Below are 16711 nucleotides of genomic sequence, written 5' to 3' on the forward strand. Positions count from 1 at the left end.
CTCACCTGTCCTTCTTTCCGTGCTGCTGCTTCTTTCGGTGCCCTTCGCGAATATGCCCGGCGAGTGTGCGCCTTAGATGCGCAACCGCCTTGTTCCGCAGATTGTGGAGACGGACCGCGGGTATGCCGAGCTCGGCGACGATCTCCGGATCGCTCAGCCCCCGGCTCTGCAGGTCCACCACCCGACGCCGGAGGCTCTCCGGCATCCCTTCGATCGCGGGGAGCACCAGATCCTGCAGGACCACCCGGTCCTCCTCCGCGAACGCCCGCTGCTCCGGCACGGCGGCCAGCGAATCGCCGCCCATCAACACCAGCCGCCTGCCCGCACCTTGCTGACCGCGGGTCCGGTCGACGGCGAGATTCCGGGCCGCCCGCCGCAGATACGCCACGACGTTCGTGTCCGCCGCGAGCCCTCCGGCGGCCGCTTTGGACCCCACGCGCAGGAAGGCCTCCTGGGCGATGTCCTCGCAGGCGGCCAGCGACAGCGCCGGATGGGAGTGCCGCAGTCTCTGCGGCTCGGTCGCGATGAAGTCCGAGTAGTACTCCAGCAGCCGCTGACCCACGTCCGAGCCCAACGCCACAACCTCCCCGGACAGGCCGTCTCCTACCACGGGCCCGGCCCCCCGCCCGCCGTACTGCCGCCGGCGGGATCGGCGCAGAGCGTGATCCGCACCGTCATCCGGTGATCCACGAGCGCGTACGCCTCCACGCGCGCGCAGGCCTCCGCGACCGGAAGACGGGCGGCACACCGGCAGCACCCCTCGACGGCTCGCGGACGCCCGGCCGTTCCGGACCGGGGCGTCCCCCCGTCGTCAGGGCTGCGCTTCCGACGCAGGCGCACCAGGGTGCCCAGCGCGTTCACCGCGCTCACGGCGGCCGAGACGTACCCGGTCCACTCCAAGAACGGCGTCATGTATGTGGTCTCCATCTATTGGACTGGGACGCGGTGCGCGTCCTCGCCCCTCTGACGAGCCCTGAGCACCACTTCTCCCTTCACCACCTCGCTCTTCACTCGGAGGAGTGAACTCCGGCCCAGGCGTGACCAGTAGGGGACCAATGCCCGCCAGGGGCGGCTGACTGCACGTAACAGGGGCCAGGGGCGGTCGTTGAGCAGGCATGACTACCCTTCGGAAGATCGTCACAGCTATGGGGACGACGGCTGCGGCCGTCGGCATCGTCTTCAGCGCGGGGCCGCCCGCGACCGCCGACGGCAAGTGGTGCAACCACTCCGTCTGCATCGAGACCTACGACACGGGGACGTATCTGGGCAGGGTGGAGGTGTCGGTCGTCAACACCAACCAGCCGCACAGGATTTCCGCACGCGTGTGGGTCACCAACGACAGCGCCGACCTGTGGAGCGCCCGCACCAAGGTCGAGGACGTCGACAAGTTCCGCACCTACCGCGACCAGGCCTCTCCGCAACGCCGCTTCCCAGCCGGCACCCGGCTGTGCGCGGAAGGCTTCCGCGGCGGCGAGAGCGTCGGCCTTCCCTGCGTGACGCTCACCGGCTGACGTTCACCGCCCGACGTCCCCACCCGGCCGGTGGCCCAGGAGCCGGAACGCGGCCAGGCCGCCGGCCAGGGCGATGGCTGCCGCGGTGAGGAAGACCGCGTGCAGCGCGCGGGCGTACGCGGCGGAGGTGCTCCCGCTGCCGGAGGCGTGCTGGTGGAAGAGGGTGCCCAGGAGCGCGATGCCCAGGGCCAGGCCGAGTTGGCGGGCGCTGTTGGCCGCGGCGGCGACCGTGCCGGTGTGGGTGGGGGGTGCGCAGGACATGGCGGCGGCGGGGAGGACGGGGGAGACGAGGCCGGCGCCGAGGCCGGTGAGCAGGAGGCCGGGGAGCAGCGCCGGCCAGGAGGAGGCGGCGTCGACGACGAGGAACGAGAGGTTGCCGACCGCCACGATCAAGGTGCCGCCGCCGAGGGTCCAGCGGACGGGGATCCGGTGCAGGGCGCTGCCGACGAGGGCGGAGGTGGCGAAGAAGGCGGCCGGTTGCACCGTGATGACCAAGGAGGTGCTCAAGGCGCTGAGGCCGGCGGCGTTCTGGAGCCAGAGGGAGAGCACGGGCAGGAAACCGAAGGCGGAGAAGTAGTAGACGCCGGCGGCGATCAGCATGCCGTTGACGGCGGGACCGCGCAGCAGGGAGAGCGGGAGCATGGGGCGGGAGGCCGCGCGCTCGATGACGACGAACGCGGTCAGCAGGACGGCGGCCACGATGAAGGCGAGCAGGGTCGAGGGGGCCGACCAGGCGCTTTCGCCGCCGTGGGCGAAGCCGTAGGTGAGTGCCAGGGCGGCCAGGGTGAAGGCGGTGATGCCCCACCAGTCGACGGGGGTCGGGGCGCCGGCGTCGTCGGCGAGCACCTTGACGGAGAGGGCGAGGGTCGCGGCGCAGACGGGGAGCGCGCCGTAGAAGATCCACTGCCAGGAGAGGAACTGGGTGAGGATGCCGCCGGCGACGTTCCCGGCACAGCCCGCGGCACCGGCGACCGCTCCCCAGATCGCGAATGCCCTGGGCCGGTCGCGGCCCGTGTAGGTGAGGCCGATCAAGGGCAGCAGCGTGGCGAACATGGCGGCACCGGCGATCCCTTGGACCGCGCGGGCCGCGATGAGGATCTGGACGGTGGGGGCGAGTCCGCAGACCAGGGTGGCGAAGGCGAAGAGCGCCAGGCCCACCACATAGAGGCGTTTGCGGCCCAGGCTGTCACTGAGCGAGCCCATGCCGAGGAGCACGCCGGCGAGGGCGAGGGTGTAGACGTCGACGATCCACTGGAGCGAGCCGAAACCGGCGTGGAGGTCGTCGGCCATGGCCGGCAGGGCCACCGTCACGATCGTCGCGTAGACCAGCAGCAGGAAGGTGCCCAGGCAGGTGGCCGCCAGGGGGAGCCATTTCCGGACGGCGGCCCCGGGCGGAGCCGAGGCCGGTCCGGGTGCGGTGGATGTCACCGGGGGCGCGTCGGCGAGGCCACCAGAGCGCCGGCGGGTCGGTAAGGAGTACTTGTCCATGACCTCAGCCTGATGTAATGGCCTTATGCAGCTGAACCCTTACGGGGAGGACCTGGTCCGGTTTGTGGTCGGGCTCACAAACGCCCCGCCGCGCAGCGTCCCCGAACTCGTCGAGCGTTCCCTCACCGCCGGGATGGCCATCGACCGGCCCGTCGAGGAGGAGGACCTCGATCAGGTACTGACGTTCGTGGAGCGATGGGCCGAGGTGGTCGACGCCCCAACGGACCGCAGACGCGCCGAGCTGCTCAATGTGCTGCTCGCGGAGGCTTCCACGTACCCCCGGCTGACGGACCACGCCGATGGCGGCTGGCACATCCACTACCGGGAGGACGGGATCGGGTTGGGCGGCGTCCTGAGGGCGATCGGTGCCGTGGGAACGGCGCTGCACCTGACCGGGCTGGGCATGCACCGCCTGGGACGGTGTGCGCTGGCCGAATGCGGTAACGCCTATGCGGACTTCAGCCGTGCGGGCCGGCAGCGCTACTGCTCGCCGGGCTGCGCCAACCGGGATGCGGTACGCCGCCACCGTGCCAGGCGTGAGCGCAGGCCCCACGCCTCGGAGTGACCGCCGGACAGCCGGAGTCCGGCGCCCCGAGAGGACGCCGGACTCCGGCTCGGCCACTGAGGCGGCGGCCGTGCTTCCGCCCCGAACCTCACGGCTCTTCCCGGCTGGTCGGTGCTATTCCGCCTGGCTCAGCTCGGCGAACACCACCACGTTGTCCGGGTAGTAGTGCTGCGACGCGTCGTAGTCGCCACCGCAGGTGATCAGGCGCAGCCCCGCGTGGTCGATGTTCTTGTAGACCTCGATGGTGGGGAACTTGTTCTTCGGGTACTGCGCGACACGGCTGACGGTGAACTTCGCGGACTTCCCGTCCGCCCGCTCGACCTCGATCGCCGCACCGGCCTTCAGCGAGGACAGCCGGTGGAACACCGACGGCTTGCCGTTCCAGCTGACATGACCCGCGATCACGGCCGGACCCTTGTCACCGGGAGCCGGACCGGGCGTGTACCAGCCCGCCTTGTCGGGGTCGACGGGCGTCTCCATCGTCCCGTCCTTCTTCTTCCCCAACGCCTCAAGGGTGGAGGAGATATTGAGCGACGGAACCGAGATCCGCTGCGGGGCGGCCTTCCGCGCACCCCCCGTCTCCTCCTCACCGCCCTGACCGCTCCCAGCTCCCGCTCCCGCCCCCTTCTCCGTGCCGGACGCGGCCTCGCCGCCCTGCGCGGGCTGCTGCTGCCCGGCGGGAGGCGCCTGCGACGCAGGGTCCCCGGCCGCACACCCGCTGAGCAGCAGCAACGCCGCAGCCGCGGCGCAGGACAGGGCCGCGCGCCTTCCCCGGTTCCTCACGCGGCACTCCGTCCGGTCGACTCGGCGGCAGCGGCCGAGCGCTTCCGGCGGCCCAGGGCAAGCGCTCCGGCCGCCGCCACGAAGGCGAGTCCGCCGGCGCCCACCAACGCCCTGGGGATCTCATGGCTCTCGGCTGTTCCGCCACCCGTCTCCACGCCGCCCACCGGGATGGATCCGACCGCGGCGCCCTCGACGACGCCGCAGTTCGTGGGGGCGGTGGCTTCCTGGGGCAGCTTGGGATCGAGTTCGCTCTTGCCCACGCCGAAGTCGTACTGCTTGTTGCCGTTCGGGTCGATGCCGTGCTCCACCACATGGAGGTCCTTGATGTGCTCGACCACGTCCTGGGACACGGGGATGCTGCGCTCGTAGGAGAGATGGCCCCGGGCGTCCGCCTTGGGCATGCGGTCGACGGCGAGCCCGCTGTCCGGGCTGGTGTCGCCGTCGGTGGTGAGCGAGATGTTGATATCGCCGTAATGCACCGTGGCTTCGGTGTTGTTGATGATCCCGTCGCCGTCCGTGTCGGCACTCGCGGACGGGCACTGGAAGTCGTGACCGTCGGTGGAGCCGTGGAGGTGCTGGGCATGCGGCTGGCCCGGGACGAGCCCGTCCGACTCGATCTTCACGTTCAGCCGGTCGCCGTCGAGGCTGAGCATCACCGTGCCCCGGCTCCCCGAGTTGTTCAGGGGCTTGAGATTGATCTGGTACGCCTTGTCCCCGGCGAGAGCCGGAGCGGCGGTCAGACCCGAGAGAGCCAGGGCGACAGGCAGAGCGAGGACGGCGGCGAGGCGAGCGGTGCGCTGGGTTGTCACGGTCGTTCGTTCCCTTCCGGCGGTCTCCCCGTCGGGATCGCCGTGGTCTCGTCCGTAGGCCCGTACAACGCGGCTCCAGGCGGCCTGAGTTGACCGCCCGGTGTTGCCCGGGCACAAGTAGCCCCTAGTACGAGGCGCGCTGAGACCGCGTTCAGCGCTCCGGTCGATGAGGCATCATGCCTAAAAAACGACGGCTTCCCTTGACCACTGGGACCCTCCTGTGCCATGGGGAGGATCGTGCCTCCGCTATCCATGCATCGCAATGCGCGTCCGCTCACAGGCGTGCTCGGCCTCACCACGGCCCGGGTGTGGAGACGGCGCCGGGGGGACACGCCACCGACCGGGTGATGGCGCTCTGTTGAAGGAGAGCGTCCGGTACTTGTGACGCATGATCAATACACGCGCCCGGTGGTTAGTCGCTGTCGTCACTCTTGCGCTGGGCGCCGTGCTCGGCCCGGCCGCCGTCACTCCGGCCGCCGCGGTACCCGCCCAGATGCCCGAGCCGCCGTCGGCGGAGGTCGTCCGCACGGAACTCGCGGACCTGACCATCGAGGCGCCACATTCGATGAACGGTTACTCGCGCGCGAAGTTCCCGCACTGGAGTCAGCAGGGAAGCAAGTGCGACACCCGTGAGGTCGTGCTCAAGCGTGACGGCCAGAACGTCACCCAGGACGACCAGTGCCGGGCCGTCTCCGGCTCCTGGCACAGCCTCTATGACGACAAGACCCTGACGTCGGCGTCGCAGGTGGACATCGACCACATGGTGCCCCTGGCCAACGCCTGGCGGTCGGGCGCCGACGACTGGACGACGGCCCGACGCAAGCAGTTCGCCAACGACCTGCAGCACTCGCAGCTGATCGCCGTCTCCGCCGCCTCCAACAGGAGCAAGGGCGACCAGTCGCCCGACCAGTGGACCCCGCCCAGCCGCGGCTACTGGTGCACGTACGCGCGCGCCTGGACGGACGTCAAGCACATCTACCAGCTGTCGGTGACCCAGCCGGAGGCCGACCGGCTCGCCTCGATGCTCGACACCTGCGCCTGATGCCCACCGGTCCTCAACGGCACGTCGACGAGGTGACCGCCGGCCCCGGCGGCGCGATGACCGACGAGGTGGGCGTCATCACCGGTGACCTCACCCTCGCCACCGTCCTCCAGCCCGGCGGCCGGGTGGCGGTGCACATCCAGTACACCGGCGCCGAGGAGTGGTACACGCTCACCGGCAGCCCGGTCGCCGTGGCACCAGGTGGTCTGGAGGCCCTGCACACCGCCGTCGTGCAGGCCGTACGTCGTGGCGGCGGGGCCGTCGTCCCCGCACCCGGCCTCCGGTGACGAGATACCGGACCGACCCGCGGCGACGCCGTTCCCGGACGTCGGCGCGGGCGGCCCCCGGCTGGCGGATGCCGGAGCCGGGGGCCGCGGTGGGCCTGTTTGGGAAGGGCTACTTCTTGGAGTCGCGTTTGACCCAGGTCATCGGGGTGGACTTGCCGGGGGCCTGGATCGTGACGCGGGCCGGTATGGCGACGAGCTTCTGCTTCTCCGTGCCGCCGGAGGCGAGGTGTTCCTTGGCGATGATGTAGCCGATGTACGTACCGCCGTTGGCGCGTCCGTCGAGCCAGCCGACCGCCCCGTCCGGTACGTCGATCTCCACACCCTGCTCCGCCATGCTCGTCCACTTGTTGGTCGTGGTGGTGGACTCGCTGTAGGTGAAGTTCACTTCGCCGCCGGGTGAGACGCCGCCCTTGTCGCCGGGGGGCACCAGCGATGCGCTGACCTTCCCGCCGACGGACCAGCCCTTGGTCTCGGCCTTGTCCTGCCCGACGGTGGCCTGTGTCTTGTAGGTGAGCTTGGCCTTCCCGGTCACCTCCGCCGTGGCCTGGATGGTGGGGTACTTCTTCTCCAGTACGCCCACGAAGCCGCACGGTGGGCTGTCGCCTCCCTTCTTCTCGTTGGGCATGGTGCAGCCCTGCTCCGCCGTCAGGCCCGTCCACGGCTCCACGTTGTCCTGGCTGGACTTGCGGACGTCGGGGTTGTCGACGACCTGGACGCCCGGGGTGAAGTCGAAGCCGCTGCCGAGCTTTTCCTTGGCGTCCTTGATCGCGTCCTCGGGGGAGTAGACCTTCTGGACGTCCTCGAGCTTGACCTCTCGGGTGTCCTGTCCCTGCGGGTAGCCCTTGACGGCCTCCTTCGGGTTCAGCGGCGCCGTCTGCGACAGCAGGTTGACGACGTCCTCTTCGGACTTGTAGAAGCCGCCGTCACCGTCGGCGGCCGCTGCCGGAAGCTGGCCGCCGACCAGCGACCCGGCGATCAGGGTTGCTCCGGCCACGACGGCGGAACGCCGCATCCATCTGCCAGGAGCACTCGGGTGGTTGCCAGTCTTCGGAAGGTTCATCGCGGGTATCTCCTCGATATGTGGACCTGCAGAACCACTGCGCTGGACGGAAAGGCGGAAAGGCGGAAGGGCGCAAAGCGGGAACAGTGAAATGACGGAACGACGGAAATGACGAGGTACCGACGTATCGAAGTGTGGAACCGCCGAAAGGGCTCCACCGCTTCGCCGTATTGCCGAGTCCGCCCGACGCTGCGCTAGAAAGACTTCCCTCCCTTCGTCACGTGTGGAGATGGCAGTGGATCCCCGGGGGTTCCGCCGACTATCCGGTAACTTTTGCGGGGTCCGTCGAGTCGATGAGGAATTCCCGGGGAGGGAGGGGGAGCGGTAGCGAAATCTCCTAAGGCAAATTCTTGGATTTATGGTTCCAGGTGTCCGCCTGCGCTGCGGGCGCGGTCAGAGCGCGCTGCCCGCCTGCCATGCGTTCCAGGGCAGGTTCCACCCATTGAGGCCGTTGTCCGGCTTGACGGTCTGCTCGGGCGAGTTCTTCACGACGACGACATCGCCGACCAGCGACTGGTCGAAGAACCACTTGCCCGGTGTGCCGTCCCCGCCGCCCTGGACGTCCCGCAGGCCTATGCAGCCGTGGCTGGTACCGGCCTTGCCGAAGACGGACGGGGAGCCCCAGTAGTTGCCGTGCAGGAATGTGCCGGAGGTCGACAGCCGCATCGCGTGCGGCACGTCAGGGATGATGTAGGAGTCCTCGGGATTCTTGAAGCCGACGGTCGAGCCGTCCATGCTGGTCTGCTCGAACTTCTCCGAGATGACCATCTGCCCGTTGTAGGTCGGGTTGTCGGGGCTGCCGCCGGAGATCGGGATGGACTTGATGGTCTTGCCGTCCCGCTTGACCGTCATCATCTGGGTGTTCATGTCGACGGTGGACACCTGCGAGCGTCCGACGGTGAAGGTGACCGTCTTGGACTGCACGCCGGTGATGCCGTTGCCGCCCTTCACACCGTCCAGGTCGATCTCCATGGTGACCTTGGAGCCGGCCTTCCAGTACTCCGCCGGGCGGAAGTCCAGGCGCTGGGCGCCGAACCAGTGGCCGACGACCTGCTGGCCGCTGCTGGAGGTCACCTTGATGTGGGACTGGACGTCCTTCTTGTTGGTGATCACCTTGTCGAAGTTGAAGGACACCGGCATGCCGACACCGACGGTCTTGCCGTTGTCGGGCGTGTAGGTGCCGATGAAGCTGTTGGCCGAGGAGACCGTCGTGAACGTCGCGTTCTCGGTGGCCGAACGGCCCTTGGCGTCCTTGGCGTTCGCCACGATCTTGTACTTGGTGCCGCGCTCCAGCTGCACCGATGGTTTCCAGGACGCCCCGCCGGGCGCCATCGCGCCGGCCACCTCCTTGCCGGACTCCGCGGCGGTCAGCTTCACCTCGGTCAACGTGCCGCCGCTGACCTGCACACGGGCTCCGTTGAGGCCGGCGTTGGTGGCACCGTCCTTGGACGACACCGTGATCCGGATGCCGGAGCCGTCCTTGGCGCCGGCACCGTTCTTGCCGTCGCCGCTGCCCGCCGAGCCGTCCCCGCCACAACCGGACAGGACCAACGCCCCCGCCGCGAACAGAGCCGATGCGGTGAGCGTCCTGCGTATCTTCCGGGACCGGTACGACGCACCGGGTACCGGCGGCCGCTCGGGCGGGAGCAGCCGGTGGCGCGGTGCGTGCAACCGGGAGGGCACGGGGTTGTCCGACGTGGTCACGAGCAGCTCCATACGGGAAGGCGGGATGGTGGGATGGTGGGACGGCCGGGCCAGGGGCCGGGCAAACATCGGTGGCCGACCCTAGGGGGCACTTCTCAACGCACCTCTTAGATCAGTTAGATCAGCTAGATCAGTCAGCTCAGTGAGAACCGTGGTCCCGCTCACCGCGGCGCAGGTCCGCCGCGGCCCGCCAATTACCCTTGCGGCATGACGACGCACAAGATCGGCCGTTTGCGTGTTGACGCGATGCTCGAGGACCTCAGGACACTCGTCGAGGTCGAGTCTCCGTCGCGCGACCTCGACGCCTTGCGGGCCTCGGCCAAAGCGGTCGCCGCCGTCATCGAGAGCCGCCTCGGCGGGCAGGCCGTCCTCGTCGAGAGCGAGGCCGGACCGCACGTCCACTGGTCGGCTGGTGGCGACCCCAAAGTTCTCATCCTCGGCCACCACGACACGGTGTTTCCGCTCGGCACCCTTGAGCGCCGCCCGTTCACGGTCGAAGACGGTCGTGCCACCGGCCCCGGAGTCTTCGACATGCTCGGCGGGCTCGTACAGGCCATTCACGGCCTGGCGACGCTCGACGACCGGTCGGGCGTCGAGATCCTGGTGACCGCCGACGAGGAGGTCGGCTCCCGCTCCTCGCGCGCGCTCATCGAAGAACGCGCCCTTGCCTGTGGCGCTGTACTCGTGATGGAGGGTGCCGCGGACGGCGGCGGCCTGAAGACCGGCCGCAAAGGCTGCGGCACGTTCGAGGTCTCGGTCGCGGGCCGGGCGTCACACGCGGGTCTTGAGCCGGCGGCCGGGGTCAACGCCCTGGTCGAGGCGGCGCACCAGGTACTGGACATCGAAGCGCTCGGTCGCCCCGACATCGGCACGACCGTCACCCCGACCGTCGCGTCCGCAGGGACCCTGGACAACGTCGTGCCCGCGGAGGCGACCGTCATCGTCGACGTCCGGGTCGAGTCGGCCGGCGAGAAGGAACGCATCGAAGCCGCTTTCGCGGCACTGGCTCCCCATCTCGACGAGGCGGAGATCACGGTGCGAGGAGCCGTCGGCCGGCCCCCGATGCCCGAGTCGGCGTCGACCGAGCTGTTCGCCGTGGCGACGAGGCTGCTTCCCGGCATCGAAGGCAGGGCAGTCGGCGGCGGAAGCGACGGCAATTTCACGGCCGCACTCGGGGTGCCGACACTCGACGGCCTCGGAGCGGTCGGGGGCGGTGCCCACGCCGACCACGAGTACCTGGTGGTCGACGTCATGGCCGAGCGGGCGAACCTTGTTGCCGGCCTGGTGAACGCGATTCAAGACGCGTAGCACGCCGCGTGGAAGAACGCCGATCAACCGTGTCGAGGGAGAAGAATGGAACTGCCGCCGATTCCCGCCAGCATCACCACAGTGATCACCTCCGGGAAGCTGCCACCGGAACTGGGCGCATTGTTCACCCCTGCCGGAGAGTTGGCCGACGGGACGTACTGGGGCCATGTCGCCTCGGCCGTGGACGAATATCTGGCGGCCGGAGCCGTGGACGGGAACGTACGCGGTGTGCTGGCGCTCGCCGGGGCCTATGCCCGCCTGGACGACATGGAAGACAACCCGGACCCGGACGATATGGACGAGGACAACGACCGGGCCGTCGAGCTACTGAAGGAAGCCGAAGCCAACGGCGTCGACGAGGACGAGACCGTTGAGCTGTGGTGGTATTCCGACCACATGCGAAGCCGCGCAGCCCAAAACAGAGACTACTTGGTGGAAATCGAGGCCTATGTCGCCAAGTACGGTGCGCTGCCGAACCAGCGGTTGGAAGCGAAGTTGAAGCCGGCGCACGAACTCTACTCGGCCGGCGATCGTGCCGCGGCGCTCGCCCTGTTCCGTGAAGTCGCGGAAATCAGCCCCTGGGACAGCGAGTTCAGCGGCTGTATCGACCGCATCGATGTCGGCTGGTGCCGTCTGCTGCACGACGCGGCCCATGTCGAGGGACCGGAGGCGGCGCGGAAGATATGGCAGGAGGCCAGGGCGCATTACCGGGCGGCGAGGTTTCCGGTCACGACGCACTCCTGGCAGTTGGTCGAGATGCTGTTGGGCACGGGTGTGCCGGACATCATCGAGGTGATCATCTACGAGTGGCTGGAGGCTGCTGAAGAGGCCGGGGAGTCGGACGTGCCGGTGACCGAGGATCAGCACCGCATCTTTCAGCTCGCGGTGGCCGAAATCGAGGGATCGCCGGGAGCGGCTGAGGCGTGAGAGCGCTCCTCCGATTCCCCTCCGATCCGCCCAGAGCGCCATCGGTCCCCCTCCGGTCTCCCTCCGGTCTCCCTCCGACCCCCTCCTGATGAGCCGCCAGGCCGCAGACCCTAGAGCCCGACCGTTTCGCCGAGCTTCGGCACATGCAGCCGCTCACTCAGACCGGCCTGCGCGAAGGCCGCCGTCAGGCTGTCCGCACCCTGGGTGAAGTGACCCCACTGTTCGAAGTGCAACGGCACGACCTGCCGCGCACCGAGGACCTCCGTGGCCAGCGCCGCGTTCGCGCTGGACAGCGTGAGGTCCGCATCACCCACCAACGGCGTACGGGCCGCCCCCACGAACAGCACCGCCACATCGATGGGCCCCGACCGACGAGCGACCTCCCGCACGACATCCAGCGAGGCGTTGTCCCCGCTGACGTACACCGTCGGCAGCCCGTCCCCGCTCAGCACGAAGCCGGTCACCTCGCCGACCAGGTGCTCGCTTCCGTCCGGCCCGTGCTGCGCGGGCGTACCCGTGATGCGGACGTCACCGATCTCGTACGTCTCCCAGTTGGGCAGCGCCCGCACCGGTCCGCCGAGCCGCTCCACTGCCGAGCGGGTGGAGAGCACGAGCGGGGCGGCAGCGGCGAACCCGCGCCCCGCCTCGTCGAGATTGTCCGGGTGATGGTCGTGCGAGAGCAGCACCGCGTCGACCGCGCCCACCTCGTCCGTACTCAGCGCGGGCCCGGCCAGCTTGACGAGCTTGCGCTCGCCGATCGGGTAGTCGCCGGGAGCGTCGAAGGTCGGGTCGGTGAGCAGACGCAGGCCGCCGTATTCGATGAGCGCGGTCGGTCCGCCGAGGTAGGTGAGGGCGTTCATGACCCTGCCAGCGCGCTCAGCCGACCGGTTATTCCGGCCGGGTACCGCCACGAACGTCCGCCGAACCCCGCCGTGCACGCCGAGCCCGGGGCCGAACCGCATGATCCGTCGGAACCGGCGGGCCGGCGTCGTTCGTAGACGCTCACCTGACGGCCTCGCTCCGTACGGGTCGAGCGGCGGACGAAGTGCCTTTCGAGGACGCGTTGCTTGGTGAGGTCGCGCGCCGTGTCGGGGGCCGGCGCCCCGGGGTCGGTGACGAGGACTATGCGAGGTGTGTCGAGCATGGCGCGCTCTATGGTGCGGGGGGCGGCCTCTATGCCCTTCAAGGTTCCTGACTCCTGCGGGCCCTGGGCCAGGGCCAGGTCCCGCAGGCCTTGGAAGGCGTCCGGTGAGACCAGGGCGGTGTCCCGGCGCGCGGCGGGGATGTAGACCACGCCGTCGCCCGCGTGGCGGATGCGGTCGACGAGGTGGGCGGCGGTGAGCACGTCGTCGACGCGGCTGTCTTCGGTACGCAGCCGGAGTTCCATCGGCAGCAGTGCCAACAGGGTGACGGCGACAACGGCGGGAAAGAGCACCCGGGGCTGCGCTGTGAGGCGCACCGCGATCGCGGCCAGCAGGGCGCCGAGGAGCAGTGCCAGGCCGACGTAGGCGAACAGGACGTAGCGCGTGACGTAGAGAGGCTTGATGACCGAAGCCAGCGCCAGGCCGAACTGGGGTAGTGCGCACAGTGGCAGTGCGACGGCCGCGAGGTGCACACGAGCGGAAGGCGTCCCCTCGCGGCCGCCGTGTGCCGTGCGTGCCTGTGGTGTGCGCGCCCCGAGGGCTGCGATCGCTGCGGTGACCAGCACGCCGAGCACCGTCGACCAGCCCAGCGGTTTGATCCACGAGACCTGTCCGGCCTGCTCCTGGCTGGCCAGGACCAGCGGTAGAGCCGCTGCGAGGGCGCTGCAGGAGGCGAGCGCCCACCCGAGGACACGGGCCCGGCCGGGGCGGACGTACGCCATGGTGACACCGTGTGCGACCAGCGCGAGCAGCGAGAACCAGTTGAGCAGCGCGGCGATCAGCACCGAACCCGCATAGCAGGCCCACCGCCCGGGGGTCGGCCGCTCCAGGGCACCTACCAGAAGCCAGGTCGCGAGTGCGACGAAGGCGAGGACGAGTCCGTAGGGCCGTCCTTCTTGGGCGTGTTCCTGGACTGCGGGAATGACGACCAGACCGCACCCGGCACCGATGCCGACCCAGCGATCCGAGAGCCGGGCCCCGATCAGGGCGGTCAGTCCGCAGGCGAGGGCGGTGGCGAGCACCGAGGGCAGTCGCAGGGTGAGCAGACTGTCGCCGAAGACGGCGAACACCGCGTGCATCACCACGTAGTAGAGGCCGTGGACGATGTCCACCTGACCGACCATATGCGCAATTTCGGCCAGCGGCCGATGAGCTGCCTGCCAAGTCGCCGCCTCATCCCGCCACATGCTGTGCTCGCGCGTGATGCCCCACAGGCCGAGACCGAGTGCGAGGCCGGCCGGGCCGGCCCAGACGGATATGCGGAGGCGTCGGATTACGCGGAGGTGACGGGATATGCGGAGGTGACCGGATGTGCGCAGATGACTGGATATGCGTATGCGACGGCGTTGCACGGGCCCCCCTGGCCGATGGCATCAGCTCGGCCCGGCAGCTGGTCCTGCCCCTTCGTCGCGGCCTGCTTCACCAGCCAGACGGCCGAGTGAAGATCGCCGAATTCTCGCTGAGAAGGTAGAACAAATTTCAGTCATTTCCAAGTTTGCAGGCGCTTTCGGAGCCAGTGGGGAAAGTGGCGGTGATGTCGTCCTTGTCGGTGCGGGACTGCGGGACTGCGGGACTGCGGGCAGGCCGGGGTGGGTGTGCGGCGCCTGACACACCTTCACGGCAGCGAGGAGAGGAAGAAGAAAGAGGAAGACGAGGAAGGAGAGGAAGGAGAGGAAGTGAGGAAGAGTTGGGCGCCGGTCACGAGGTGACGGAGAGGACAATCTTTCCGGTGGTGCGGCCGGCCTCCCCGAGCGTGTGGGCGGCCGCGGCCTCCTCAAGGGGGAAGACCGCGTCCGCGATGACGCGCAGTCGGCCGTCTTCGACCAGGGCGCTGATCGCGTGCAGCCCCGCCCGGTCGGGTTCGACGAGCATGAACACCGCCCGCACTCCGGCCGCTTCGGCCTCCTGGTGGGGGAACGTGCCATCCAGCGGCAGGATCGAGATCAGCGTTCCACCGGGGCGCAGGGTGCGCAGAGAGCGGGCCCAGCTCTCGCCGCCGAGGCTGTCCAGCACCACATCCACGTCGCGGACGGTCTCGGCGAAGTCCTCGGTCCGGTAGTCGACGAGTTCGTCCGCGCCGAGCGAGCGCAGTAGCTCGTGCTTGGCGGCGCTGGCGGTGCCGATCACATGGGCGCCCCGGGCCTTGGCGATCTGGACGGCCAGGTGGCCGACGCCGCCCGCGGCGGCATGGACGAGCACCCGCTGTCCCGGCTGGACGTGCGCGGTGTCGACCAGGGCCTGCCAGGCGGTGAGCGAGGCCAGCGGCAGGGCACCGGCCTGGATGTGGTCCAGGTCCTTGGGCCGACGGGCGAAATGGCGGGCCGGGGCGGTGACGTACTCGGCGTAGGCACCGGCCGGGTGCGGGAAGCGCGGCATCCCGAAGACCTCGTCACCCGGCTGGAAGAGGGTTACGCCGTCGCCGGTCTCCGCGACCACTCCGGAGACGTCGAAGCCCAGGGTGAACGGAGGCTTCGCCCCGTTGGCGAACACACCCCGCTCGCGGGTCTTCCAGTCGGCCGGGTTCACGCCCGCCGCGTGCACCCGGACCAGGATCTCGCCCCGGCCGGGCTGCGGGCGGGGCACCTCGACGACCTTGAGGACGTCGGGACTCCCCGGGGCGTCCTGGGATATGGCAAGCATGGTCGCAGGAGCAGGAGCAGGAGCAGGAGCAGGAGCAGGAGCAGGAGCAGGAGCAGGAGCAGGGGCGGGGACAGGGGCGGGGACAGGAGCAGAGACAGGGACAGGGGCAGGGCTGATGGCGTCCTGAGACATGGTCACGTTCGCTTTCCCGAGGCTCTTGTTATGGTTCGTGCCGTTTTTCTCGGGCACGTCCCCAGCCTGCCGGAGGCACAAGATCCCCAGTAGCGGCCTGATGGCCATGACCTGAAAGGATCTGGCCATGCACCACGTCGGCGTTCTGGCCCTGGACGGAGTCGTCCCCTTCGAGCTCGGCATCCCCGCCCGTATCTTCGGCGCAGCCCGCGACGGGGCGGGCACCCGCCTCTACACCGTGACCACCTGCAGCCTGGACGGCCGCCCCGTACGCACTGAGGCTGACTACGGCCTCAGCGTCTCGCACGACGCTTCCTTGTTGGCTGGCGTCGACACCGTCGTCATCCCTCCCTCTCAGGCTCTCGGCCCGGTCCGTGAAGAGGGCCGGTTGCCGGGTGCACTGCGCGATGCCCTGGCGGGTATGCGCCCTGGCACCCGGATCGTGGGCATCTGCACCGCCGCCTACGTCCTGGCCGCCGCTGGGCTGCTCGACCGTCGGCCTGCCACCACCCACTGGCGGGAGGCCGATCGGCTGCAGCGGATGTTCACTACCATCCGCGTCGACCCCGATGTCCTGTTCGTCGACGATGGCGACATCCTCACCTCCGCCGGAGTCGCCGCGGGCATCGACCTGTGCCTGCACATCGTCCGTCGCGATCACGGCAGCCAGATCGCCAACGAGGTCGCCCGCTCCTGCGTTGTACCGCCCTGGCGCGACGGCGGCCAGGCCCAGTACATCCAGCGGCCCGTCCCCGACACCCAGGCCGCCAGCACCGCACCCACCCAGGCGTGGGCCCTGGAGCACCTTGCCGAACGCCTCACCCTGGCCGACCTCGCCGCCCACGCCAACATGAGCGTACGCACCTTCACCCGCCGCTTCCGCGACGAAGTCGGCACCACCCCTGGCCAATGGCTCACCCGTCAACGCGTCGACCTCGCACGCCATTTGCTGGAGACGACCGTATGGCCGGTCGACCTCGTCGCCCACCGCGCCGGCTTCGGCACCGGCGTCTCGCTGCGCCAGCACCTCCACGCCGCGATCGGCGTCGCTCCCCAGGTGTACCGCCGCACTTTCCGCGGCGACGGCGGGTAGCCGGGGTCGCATGAGCGGGCAGCCGGGCAGCCGGGCAGCCGGGCAGCCGGGCGGACGTAAGCGAGGTGGTGGGGAGGGCGGGAGCGGGGGAGCGGGGCGCACATAAGACGGTGAGCTCGACCACCCCTTCGGTCTGGTTCTGCTGGATCTGGTTGGCTGCCCGGTTGTCGTCGGTAGCGATCCTGAACTGCTGGTTGAGTTCGCCCGGCCCTACTGGCAG

General features: G+C 69.5%; 17 protein-coding genes. 7 read left to right on the top strand and 10 right to left on the bottom strand.

Features of this window, described 5'->3' with window-relative positions:
* Position 1: 1 nt before the first annotated feature.
* Positions 2-574, bottom strand: coding sequence for an RNA polymerase sigma factor (locus ACFWZH_RS33850; protein ID WP_384440216.1), 573 nt, complete (start codon positions 572-574; stop codon positions 2-4).
* 29 nt (positions 575-603) lie between these two features.
* Positions 604-912, bottom strand: a complete 309-nt coding sequence (locus ACFWZH_RS33855) for a hypothetical protein (protein WP_384440219.1) — start codon at positions 910-912, stop codon at positions 604-606.
* A gap of 233 nt (positions 913-1145) precedes the next feature.
* Here ACFWZH_RS33855 and ACFWZH_RS33860 point away from each other — a divergent pair, with 233 nt between their 5' ends.
* Positions 1146-1511: a hypothetical protein gene (locus ACFWZH_RS33860; RefSeq protein WP_384440222.1), complete on the top strand. Its 366-nt coding sequence runs from the start codon at positions 1146-1148 to the stop codon at positions 1509-1511.
* Between the two features lie 3 nt (positions 1512-1514).
* Here ACFWZH_RS33860 and ACFWZH_RS33865 read toward each other — a convergent pair whose 3' ends face one another.
* Positions 1515-2999, bottom strand: a complete 1485-nt coding sequence (locus ACFWZH_RS33865) for an MFS transporter (RefSeq protein ID WP_384440225.1) — start codon at positions 2997-2999, stop codon at positions 1515-1517.
* Between the two features lie 25 nt (positions 3000-3024).
* On the opposite strand from ACFWZH_RS33865, the gene ACFWZH_RS33870 reads away from it, so the two are divergent.
* Positions 3025-3564: a CGNR zinc finger domain-containing protein gene (locus ACFWZH_RS33870; RefSeq protein ID WP_384440228.1), complete on the top strand. Its 540-nt coding sequence runs from the start codon at positions 3025-3027 to the stop codon at positions 3562-3564.
* A 114-nt stretch (positions 3565-3678) separates the two neighbouring features.
* Here the strand turns inward: ACFWZH_RS33870 and ACFWZH_RS33875 are convergent, their stop codons facing one another.
* Both ACFWZH_RS33875 and ACFWZH_RS33880 read right to left on the bottom strand, forming a co-directional pair.
* Complete coding sequence (locus ACFWZH_RS33875; RefSeq protein ID WP_384440231.1) at positions 3679-4347, bottom strand: class F sortase; 669 nt, start codon at positions 4345-4347, stop codon at positions 3679-3681.
* Positions 4344-5156, bottom strand: a complete 813-nt coding sequence (locus ACFWZH_RS33880; RefSeq protein WP_384440233.1) for a hypothetical protein — start codon at positions 5154-5156, stop codon at positions 4344-4346. The genes ACFWZH_RS33875 and ACFWZH_RS33880 overlap by 4 nt, the downstream gene beginning before the upstream one ends.
* A gap of 388 nt (positions 5157-5544) precedes the next feature.
* Here ACFWZH_RS33880 and ACFWZH_RS33885 point away from each other — a divergent pair, with 388 nt between their 5' ends.
* Both ACFWZH_RS33885 and ACFWZH_RS33890 read left to right on the top strand, forming a co-directional pair.
* Positions 5545-6198, top strand: coding sequence for an HNH endonuclease family protein (locus ACFWZH_RS33885; RefSeq protein WP_384440236.1), 654 nt, complete (start codon positions 5545-5547; stop codon positions 6196-6198).
* Complete coding sequence (locus ACFWZH_RS33890) at positions 6198-6485, top strand: hypothetical protein (protein WP_384440239.1); 288 nt, start codon at positions 6198-6200, stop codon at positions 6483-6485. Before ACFWZH_RS33885 ends, ACFWZH_RS33890 begins: the two co-directional genes overlap by 1 nt.
* Before the next feature lie 109 nt (positions 6486-6594).
* On the opposite strand, the gene ACFWZH_RS33895 is transcribed toward ACFWZH_RS33890, so the two are convergent.
* Both ACFWZH_RS33895 and ACFWZH_RS33900 read right to left on the bottom strand, forming a co-directional pair.
* A complete protein-coding gene (locus ACFWZH_RS33895; RefSeq protein WP_384440242.1) occupies positions 6595-7545 on the bottom strand; it encodes a hypothetical protein in 951 nt (316 codons plus the stop codon).
* A gap of 393 nt (positions 7546-7938) precedes the next feature.
* Positions 7939-9261 carry an Ig-like domain-containing protein gene (locus ACFWZH_RS33900; RefSeq protein ID WP_384440246.1) on the bottom strand — a complete coding sequence of 441 codons (1323 nt, stop codon included), beginning with the start codon at positions 9259-9261 and terminating at the stop codon, positions 7939-7941.
* Between the two features lie 195 nt (positions 9262-9456).
* Here ACFWZH_RS33900 and ACFWZH_RS33905 point away from each other — a divergent pair, with 195 nt between their 5' ends.
* Both ACFWZH_RS33905 and ACFWZH_RS33910 read left to right on the top strand, forming a co-directional pair.
* Positions 9457-10557, top strand: coding sequence for a M20 family metallopeptidase (locus ACFWZH_RS33905; protein WP_384440249.1), 1101 nt, complete (start codon positions 9457-9459; stop codon positions 10555-10557).
* Positions 10558-10602: 45 nt separating this feature from the next.
* Positions 10603-11484 (top strand): hypothetical protein, encoded by an 882-nt coding sequence (locus ACFWZH_RS33910; protein WP_384440252.1) that lies wholly within the window; start codon positions 10603-10605, stop codon positions 11482-11484.
* Between the two features lie 110 nt (positions 11485-11594).
* Here the strand turns inward: ACFWZH_RS33910 and ACFWZH_RS33915 are convergent, their stop codons facing one another.
* The 3 genes from ACFWZH_RS33915 to ACFWZH_RS33925 form a co-directional block, all read right to left on the bottom strand.
* Positions 11595-12344: an MBL fold metallo-hydrolase gene (locus ACFWZH_RS33915; RefSeq protein ID WP_384440255.1), complete on the bottom strand. Its 750-nt coding sequence runs from the start codon at positions 12342-12344 to the stop codon at positions 11595-11597.
* Positions 12341-13738, bottom strand: a complete 1398-nt coding sequence (locus ACFWZH_RS33920) for a hypothetical protein (protein ID WP_384440258.1) — start codon at positions 13736-13738, stop codon at positions 12341-12343. Before ACFWZH_RS33920 ends, ACFWZH_RS33915 begins: the two co-directional genes overlap by 4 nt.
* Before the next feature lie 586 nt (positions 13739-14324).
* Positions 14325-15266 (bottom strand): NADP-dependent oxidoreductase, encoded by a 942-nt coding sequence (locus ACFWZH_RS33925; protein ID WP_384440261.1) that lies wholly within the window; start codon positions 15264-15266, stop codon positions 14325-14327.
* Positions 15267-15525: 259 nt separating this feature from the next.
* Here ACFWZH_RS33925 and ACFWZH_RS33930 point away from each other — a divergent pair, with 259 nt between their 5' ends.
* Positions 15526-16491, top strand: coding sequence for a GlxA family transcriptional regulator (locus ACFWZH_RS33930; RefSeq protein ID WP_384440264.1), 966 nt, complete (start codon positions 15526-15528; stop codon positions 16489-16491).
* Positions 16492-16711 lie beyond the last annotated feature (220 nt).

Source organism: Streptomyces sp. NPDC059008, from assembly GCF_042749045.1.
GTDB lineage: Bacteria > Actinomycetota > Actinomycetes > Streptomycetales > Streptomycetaceae > Streptomyces.

What these genes read in the sequence shown, in the direction of transcription:
- ACFWZH_RS33855 (WP_384440219.1), bottom strand. Translation starts at nt 912, where the DNA reads ATGACGCCGTTCTTGGAGTGGACCGGGTACGTCTCGGCCGCCGTGAGC.
- ACFWZH_RS33860 (WP_384440222.1), top strand. Translation starts at nt 1,146, where the DNA reads ATGGGGACGACGGCTGCGGCCGTCGGCATCGTCTTCAGCGCGGGGCCG.
- ACFWZH_RS33865 (WP_384440225.1), bottom strand. Translation starts at nt 2,999, where the DNA reads ATGGACAAGTACTCCTTACCGACCCGCCGGCGCTCTGGTGGCCTCGCC.
- ACFWZH_RS33870 (WP_384440228.1), top strand. Translation starts at nt 3,025, where the DNA reads ATGCAGCTGAACCCTTACGGGGAGGACCTGGTCCGGTTTGTGGTCGGG.
- ACFWZH_RS33885 (WP_384440236.1), top strand. Translation starts at nt 5,545, where the DNA reads ATGATCAATACACGCGCCCGGTGGTTAGTCGCTGTCGTCACTCTTGCG.
- ACFWZH_RS33890 (WP_384440239.1), top strand. Translation starts at nt 6,198, where the DNA reads ATGCCCACCGGTCCTCAACGGCACGTCGACGAGGTGACCGCCGGCCCC.
- ACFWZH_RS33895 (WP_384440242.1), bottom strand. Translation starts at nt 7,545, where the DNA reads ATGAACCTTCCGAAGACTGGCAACCACCCGAGTGCTCCTGGCAGATGG.
- ACFWZH_RS33900 (WP_384440246.1), bottom strand. Translation starts at nt 9,261, where the DNA reads ATGGAGCTGCTCGTGACCACGTCGGACAACCCCGTGCCCTCCCGGTTG.
- ACFWZH_RS33905 (WP_384440249.1), top strand. Translation starts at nt 9,457, where the DNA reads ATGACGACGCACAAGATCGGCCGTTTGCGTGTTGACGCGATGCTCGAG.
- ACFWZH_RS33910 (WP_384440252.1), top strand. Translation starts at nt 10,603, where the DNA reads ATGGAACTGCCGCCGATTCCCGCCAGCATCACCACAGTGATCACCTCC.
- ACFWZH_RS33915 (WP_384440255.1), bottom strand. Translation starts at nt 12,344, where the DNA reads ATGAACGCCCTCACCTACCTCGGCGGACCGACCGCGCTCATCGAATAC.
- ACFWZH_RS33925 (WP_384440261.1), bottom strand. Translation starts at nt 15,266, where the DNA reads ATGCTTGCCATATCCCAGGACGCCCCGGGGAGTCCCGACGTCCTCAAG.
- ACFWZH_RS33930 (WP_384440264.1), top strand. Translation starts at nt 15,526, where the DNA reads ATGCACCACGTCGGCGTTCTGGCCCTGGACGGAGTCGTCCCCTTCGAG.